The sequence below is a fragment of the uncultured Acetatifactor sp. genome, assembly GCF_948601915.1.
Lineage (GTDB): Bacteria > Bacillota > Clostridia > Lachnospirales > Lachnospiraceae > Acetatifactor.
Map to the genome: position 1 here is coordinate 1 of NZ_CAPDXS010000159.1, position 6,422 is coordinate 6,422.

Here is a 6,422-nt window from a genome sequence, read left to right on the forward strand (position 1 = left end):
AGTTCCAGGCACAGGAAATAGGCCGCCTTGGGGTACACCTTGGCATAGCTGTAGCTGTCCATGGAGGAGCCGCGCAGTGCGTCCAGCAGCTTTTCCAGTGCCCGGGCCGTATAAGCGGCGGAAGGATCCGTGCCCGTGACAGGCCCTGCGTCCCCGCCCAGGCGGATGTATTCCAGCAGCAGGTTCCATTCCTGGGCGGCCAGGAGGCGCCCGGTCCATGTCCCGGACGCGACGTCTGGCATGGTGAGGGACATGGCCCTCCCGAAGGCTTCCCGTAGCTCTTCCCGGGAGGCTTTTTTGTACTGCATCAGCTGTGCCCGCATGGTCAGGACAAACTGATGGAAGACAATTCTGTCTTCTATCTTTTTCTGTTCCAACAGCCTCAACAGCCGCTCCGCCTCCGGTATGTCCCCTGCGTATACGGCCCGCAGCAGCCTGTCCTGATCCTGCCACTGTTCATATTCGTCCGGCTGCAGGAAGTCCTCGAAGCCGTCGTTCTCGAAGCCCAGCCGCTCTGTCAGGCGGTCGCGCGTCAGCTTGTCCGGCTGCCGCTTGTCCGCCTCTATGAGGCTGAGCATGGCCGGGGTGCACAGGCCCAGGCTTAGCTGCTCCAGGGTGATGTCTTTGCCTGTGCGCATCCCTGTGAGGAAATTGTGGAAGTATATTTTATCCCTGTCGTGCATTTGGTTCCTTTCTTTGGTCTGAGGATATTAGCGGTGTAATTGTAGTCCTCCGGGACTCATTATAACAAATTTCAGTACAGAAATCAACGATTGATGCGGTATGGCTTTACGCTTCATTAAGGTGATGTTATAATCAGAAATATCAGATACTTGCATATAGCGCTTAAGAAAGAGGTGAGGATATGGGAAATCCGGAGCTATGTATTTTGCTGGATTCCATTCTGGCCCTGCTGGAGACGGACAACACGGAAAAGGCAAAAGAGGTCATCAAGAACGGCATAAAACGGATTGACAGAGGGATGACATCCGGCAGCACGGACACAGACCAAAAGTAGACCGGGAGCTGGATAAACAGGAGACATAGAGCAAGGTGTAACGCCCTGATGGATTGAGGAGGGGCTTTACACCTTGCTGATTTATACTGACGATCACTAAAACTTGCCAAGCAACCCGACTCACGAGCGGCAGACATCATGAATCGCTGGCAAATTTGAACGCTCGTGAGTATATAAAAGCATACCTTGCGTAAGCCATATTGACAATGAGCCTCAAAGGGATATAATATAAATATGTTTATCATAAAATAAATTATCTAAATACCATAATCTGTAGGCCATAGAGCCCAGGGAGGTAGAGATATGCAATTCATAGGCAGACAGGCCGAATTGGCGAAACTGAACGAGGAATACAGCCGGGACGGCAGCTTCGTGGTAATCTACGGGCGGCGGAGGGTGGGCAAGACCACACTGATCAAGGAGTTCCTGAAAGGGAAGAGGGCCTTTTATTTCCTCGCCACGGAGGAGCTGGAGGGCCAGAGCATGAAGCGGCTGGCCGGCGTGGTAGCGCGGGCCACCGGGAACAGCCTGCTGCAGAAGGCGGCCTTCGGCGACTGGCTGGATCTGTTCCAGGTGATAGCCGAGTACAGGCCGAAGGAGAAGAAGGTCCTGGTGCTGGATGAATTTCCCTACCTGGTCAGGGCGAACCCGGCATTCCCCTCCATCCTGCAGAACGCATGGGACGAGCTGCTGAAGGACAGCGCAGTCATGGTGATCCTCTGCGGCTCCCTGATGGGCATGATGCAAAAGCACGCCCTTTCCTACGACAGCCCCCTGTATGGGCGGCGGACGGCGCAGATCCGCCTGGTGCCCCTGCCTTTTACGGAGGTTTATGCGGCGCAGGATCTGACCTTTTCGGAGGCGGTGGAGCAGTATTCCGTCACCGGCGGCGTCCCCAAATATCTGGAATTCTTTCAGGATGGGCAGGGACTGCGGAGGCAGCTCATGGACACGGTCCTGTCGAAGAACGGCTTTCTCTATGAGGAACCTTACTTTCTGCTGAAGAGCGAGTCCATGGCAGCGGTGAATTATTTCTCCATCATCAAGGCCATCGCCGACGGCAGCCACAAGCTGGGGAAGCTGGCCGGCGTGCTGGGGCAGGAGACGTCCGCGCTGACGCCCTATCTGGCCACCCTGGCGGATCTGGGGTTCATCGAAAAGCAGACGCCGGTCACGGAGAAGAATCCGGAAAAGTCCAGGAAGGGACTGTATTTCATTGCCGACGGCTTCCTGCGGTTCTGGTTCCGCTATGTCTATCCCTATAAGGGGGAGCTGGAGCTGGACAACAGGCAGATTGTCCTGGACGAGCTGGACAAGGACTTCGTGGAGCGATTCGCGGCATTTGCCTATGAGGACATCTGTAGAGAAATCTTTGCCAGCCTCTGCCGGAAGGGAGAGGTGGATTTCCTGCCCTCCCGCATCGGCTCCTACTGGAGCAACGACTATGACAACGACACCCAGATTGACGTCATGGCTGTGGACCATCGGAACAGGAGGATATTCGCCGGGGAATGCAAGTACCATAAAAAGCCTGTGGACGCCCCTGTGTATTTTGCCCTGAAGGAGAAGGTGGCCGTCTCCCGGGAGATACGCAGCGCCTTTCCCGGCTATGGGGTTGTGTACGGCGTATTCAGCAGGAGCGGCTTTACGCCCAGGCTGACGGAGCTCGCCAGAGAGAGCGGGGGGCCGATCCTGATCCAGGAGGCCCATGTGGTCTGAGGTCTGCCGGATCCGGCATGGAGACGCCGCGCCCGGGCGGGGTGCCGAAAAGCATTGATAAAATGTAGGAATGCTGATACAATAGATTTCAATCAAGGACAGGACGAGGGAATCAAAAAAGTGTGCAATCAAATACCCCGCTGCAAGCAACGGGGTATTTGAAAAAAGCGGCGGTTCCTGACGGGAGTGGAGGACTGGGAGGAGAGAGTGCCATGCGGGGATTGTATACAGAGAAGGTGGCGCCGGGGAAGATTCCCTTCGGGCGGCTGGTAAGAGAGATTCTGGAACCGGGTGCCGGAGAAGCCGTTTCGAGCCGGATTCGGGAGATCGGTCCGACTCAGGATGCCTATGGCCGGACTTCGGATGTCCGTGAACCGATTCGGAAGGCGGATGCCACGGATGCGGACGAGGCAGCCTTCCTCTTGGGGCAGATTCGGGAAACGGATTCGGAAAGCCGCGCGGAAGAAAGCACGGATGCCCCGGAGACAGAAAATACGGACATTCTGGCAGAGCGATTCTGCGATGACGGAGAGGGCGAGGTCAACCGCTACAACGTATATAAGATAACGACAGAAGGGAAATGCTATGTGCTGAAGAAATCCGATGAGGCGGAAATCGGCGTGTATGAGCGTTTCCTGAAGGGCCAGGGGCTTCCGGCCCCGGATTATTTCGGCAGCGCCCGGTGGGGCGGGAAGCGGTGGATCCTGATCGAGTATGTGCCGGGGACAGACCTGCGGGACTACACATCGGATATGGCGCTTCCCTGCGCGGAGAGCATCAGCCGTATCGCAAACCGCTACTGGCAGGAGGATGAGGCGGCGTTCGTTCGGAAGAAACGGGACGACCGTTTTGAGCGCTACTGGAAGCGGATCAATAAAAGGGCGGAATGCCTGAAGGGGGAGCCGGTCCTGAAGGAGGCCTATGACCGTTTCCTGGAGCGCCAGCTCACCTGCCCAAGGACGCTCTCCAATGGGGACTTCCTGCAGTTCAACGCTATTTTCCGGGACGGGAAGGTGACGCTGGTGGACTGGGCATTCGGCGGCATCATGCCCTATTCTCTGGACATCGCCAGAATGATTGCCCACGGCACCGAGGACAGGCGGACATTCCCTTTTTATATGACCCGGGCCCATAAGGAGCTGTTCGTGGAAAGGACATATGAGCTGCTGGAGCATAAGCCTCCCCATGAGCGGTATCTGTCGGACGTCCGGCTGGCGGTGCTGAACGAGTACATCGAGTTCATCGAGAGCGACCTGCTGGACGCATCCCGGGCCAGGGACCAGGTGTTCGATTATTACTATGCGGGGGCGAGGAAGCTTGCGGAGGAGATTTTGGGGGAAGACGGCACCTGACGCGCCTTGCTGCCCCGCAGGCCGGGACAGGATTCTGCGGGGGATATGCGAAGTCTCTCCGTGAGAAAGCGTAGGCCGGGAAGGGATTCCGCAAATGGCACCTGACGCGCCGCGCTGCCCCGGAAGGCTGGGACAGGATTCTGTGTGGGGCCATGCGCAGGCTTCGTGGGAAAGCGTAGGCCGGGAAGGGATTCCGCAGATGGCATCTGACGCGCCGCGCTGCCCCGCCCGGCCGGGCCAGGATTCTGCGAGGGGCCATGCGCAGTCTCTCCGTGGGAAAGCGTAGGCCGGGAAGGGATTCCGCAGATGGCACGCTGCATGAGCCTGCCAAATAGATATCCGCGGAATCGGATAAAGGAGATTGCTATGAAGAGAATCGCGCTGATCAGCGACATCCATGGAAACTACAAGGCTCTGGAGGCCTTTCTGCAATACATCGCCGGACACCCGGTGGAGGGCATCATCTGTCTGGGGGACTATGTGACGGACAGCCCCTACCCGGAGCGCACCATGGCGCTTCTGTACGGGATGCGCAGGCGCTATGAATGCTGGATGCTGCGGGGCAACAGGGAGGACTATCTGCTGAACAATAAGGACAACAGGGAAGGCTGGAAGCCCTCCTCCGCCAACGGCACGCTGTTCTATACGCTGCAGCGCATGACGGAGACGGACCTGGATTTTTTCGCATCGCTCCCCACGGAGGGGGAGCTGTGCCTGGAGGGCTGCCCTGCCCTGTACCTCTGCCACGGCACGCCTGGCCGGGTGCGGGGCAATGTCCATGAGGAGGCGGGCCTGAAGGAGAAGGTCATGGAGGCTTTGGCCTATCCTTATCTGCTTGGGGGCCACAGCCACCATCAGGAGATCGACAGGATGTACGGCAAGACCTACATCAACCCGGGCTCCCTGGGCTTTGCCGTAGACGGCGTGGGGCGGCGGGCGCAGTTCGCCATTCTGACAGGCGTGTCAGAAAAATGGGAGGCGGAGCTCCTGTCCATCCCCTATGACGTGGAGTCCTATCTGCAGGACTTTACGGAGAGCGGCGTGGACGAGATGGGCATGGTCCTGAACCGCGCGACCAAGAAGAGCCTGGTGACGGGCGTCAACTATTTCTTCAAATCCATCCTGGCCATGGAAGCCCGGGCAAAGGAGATGGGGCTCGCCTCCATGCCGCAGGTGCCGGAATCGGAGTGGGAGAAGCTGGTGGAGCGGTTCGGGCTGTGAACAGGAAAGGTCTGATGCAGAAAGACTGACAGATAAAAGAAGCGGTAACAGATTGAAAACGGAGGCGGAAAACCAGTCATGAGCGAAAGGCAGCAGATCATATATATGCAGGCGAGAATCATGCGGCTGGCTTCTGAAAGATGGAATAAGCCAATGGAGAAGGTAGCGGCACTGTTTACACAGTATAATGCCTTGCGCTATATAGAGGAATGTTTTGACATGTTCCATGTGGAAGGCGATGAGGCCATACTGGAAGACGTAGAGACATATTTAAAAGGCAGGGGGATGCGGGAAGGTGCAGAAATCGGCGGATGACAGCGCGCTCCGCAGCCTTGCATTTGTGGAGAGTGAGCAGGTATGGCGATAATGAAAACAGTTTCGGAGGAAACAAAGAAAAATGCCATTGACTTGATGGTCGCGATGGTAGTGGATGAGCTTGCGGAGGAAATGCGATTGGACCCCACAGACCTGCTGTCTTGTTTCATCACCTCCCGGACAGGCAGGCTGCTATATGATGAGTCCTCCAAGCTCTGGTGGAGCGGGCCGTCCGATATCGCCGAAATGTACAAGGCAGAACGGAAGAATGCAGAGGTGCGCTGTGGACTTTAAATTTTTGCTGGTGGCAATAAACGCAAAATATATCCATTCCAACCCCGCCGTCTACAGCCTGCGGGCCTGTGCGGGAGAAAAATTGCGGCGGCATGTGGAGCTGGCGGAGTATACCATCAACCAGCCCATGGCGGAGATTCTTGCGGACATCTATGCCAGGAGGCCGGATGCCATGGGATTTTCCTGCTATATATGGAACTGGCGGCTGGTGCGGGAACTGCTGGGGGAGCTGCCCAAGCTCCTGCCGGACGCGGCAGTCTGGCTGGGCGGCCCGGAGGTCTCATATGACGCGGATGTCATATTGAGGGAGTATCCGCAGGTCGCGGGCATCATGGTGGGCGAGGGCGAGGCTACCTTCCGGGAGCTTCTGGACTATTATGTGAAGGGGGCGAGGGCAGCCGGGCGTGAGGGTGAAGAACCTGTGGCCAAGGCCGGGAGCGAGGGTGAGGAACCTGTAGCCGGAGCCGGGAGCGGGGGTGAGGAACCTGTAGCCGGGGCCGGGA

Annotated in this window: 8 protein-coding genes; 7 read left to right on the forward strand and 1 reads right to left on the reverse strand. The window is 57.4% G+C overall.

The window, feature by feature from the left end; all coding sequences use genetic code 11:
• The coding region (locus tag Q2B33_RS20470) for a hypothetical protein (RefSeq protein ID WP_300914209.1) at nucleotides 1-638 on the reverse strand (638 nt) is incomplete at its 3' end.
• 227 nt (nucleotides 639-865) lie between these two features.
• On the opposite strand from Q2B33_RS20470, the gene Q2B33_RS20475 reads away from it, so the two are divergent.
• From Q2B33_RS20475 to Q2B33_RS20505, 7 genes are all read left to right on the forward strand, one after another.
• Nucleotides 866-1,018 carry a hypothetical protein gene (locus Q2B33_RS20475; protein WP_296461683.1) on the forward strand — a complete coding sequence of 51 codons (153 nt, stop codon included), beginning with the start codon at nucleotides 866-868 and terminating at the stop codon, nucleotides 1,016-1,018.
• Between the two features lie 303 nt (nucleotides 1,019-1,321).
• Nucleotides 1,322-2,737 (forward strand): ATP-binding protein, encoded by a 1,416-nt coding sequence (locus Q2B33_RS20480; RefSeq protein WP_296474884.1) that lies wholly within the window; start codon nucleotides 1,322-1,324, stop codon nucleotides 2,735-2,737.
• 212 nt (nucleotides 2,738-2,949) lie between these two features.
• A complete protein-coding gene (locus tag Q2B33_RS20485) occupies nucleotides 2,950-4,089 on the forward strand; it encodes an aminoglycoside phosphotransferase family protein (protein ID WP_300574052.1) in 1,140 nt (379 codons plus the stop codon).
• A 366-nt stretch (nucleotides 4,090-4,455) separates the two neighbouring features.
• Nucleotides 4,456-5,310 carry a metallophosphoesterase gene (locus Q2B33_RS20490; protein ID WP_300574050.1) on the forward strand — a complete coding sequence of 285 codons (855 nt, stop codon included), beginning with the start codon at nucleotides 4,456-4,458 and terminating at the stop codon, nucleotides 5,308-5,310.
• A gap of 120 nt (nucleotides 5,311-5,430) precedes the next feature.
• Nucleotides 5,431-5,625 carry a DUF3791 domain-containing protein gene (locus tag Q2B33_RS20495; RefSeq protein WP_300776732.1) on the forward strand — a complete coding sequence of 65 codons (195 nt, stop codon included), beginning with the start codon at nucleotides 5,431-5,433 and terminating at the stop codon, nucleotides 5,623-5,625.
• A 42-nt stretch (nucleotides 5,626-5,667) separates the two neighbouring features.
• A complete protein-coding gene (locus tag Q2B33_RS20500; RefSeq protein ID WP_300574044.1) occupies nucleotides 5,668-5,919 on the forward strand; it encodes a hypothetical protein in 252 nt (83 codons plus the stop codon).
• A 10-nt stretch (nucleotides 5,920-5,929) separates the two neighbouring features.
• Nucleotides 5,930-6,422: cobalamin B12-binding domain-containing protein (locus Q2B33_RS20505; RefSeq protein WP_330691411.1), on the forward strand; the 493-nt coding region annotated here is incomplete at its 3' end.

Bases quoted from the DNA above. Each gene is read 5' to 3' on its own strand.
- Q2B33_RS20485 (WP_300574052.1), top strand. From the start codon at position 2,950: ATGCGGGGATTGTATACAGAGAAGGTGGCGCCGGGGAAGATTCCCTTC.
- Q2B33_RS20480 (WP_296474884.1), top strand. From the start codon at position 1,322: ATGCAATTCATAGGCAGACAGGCCGAATTGGCGAAACTGAACGAGGAA.
- Q2B33_RS20475 (WP_296461683.1), top strand. From the start codon at position 866: ATGGGAAATCCGGAGCTATGTATTTTGCTGGATTCCATTCTGGCCCTG.
- Q2B33_RS20495 (WP_300776732.1), top strand. From the start codon at position 5,431: ATGCGGCTGGCTTCTGAAAGATGGAATAAGCCAATGGAGAAGGTAGCG.
- Q2B33_RS20490 (WP_300574050.1), top strand. From the start codon at position 4,456: ATGAAGAGAATCGCGCTGATCAGCGACATCCATGGAAACTACAAGGCT.
- Q2B33_RS20500 (WP_300574044.1), top strand. From the start codon at position 5,668: ATGGCGATAATGAAAACAGTTTCGGAGGAAACAAAGAAAAATGCCATT.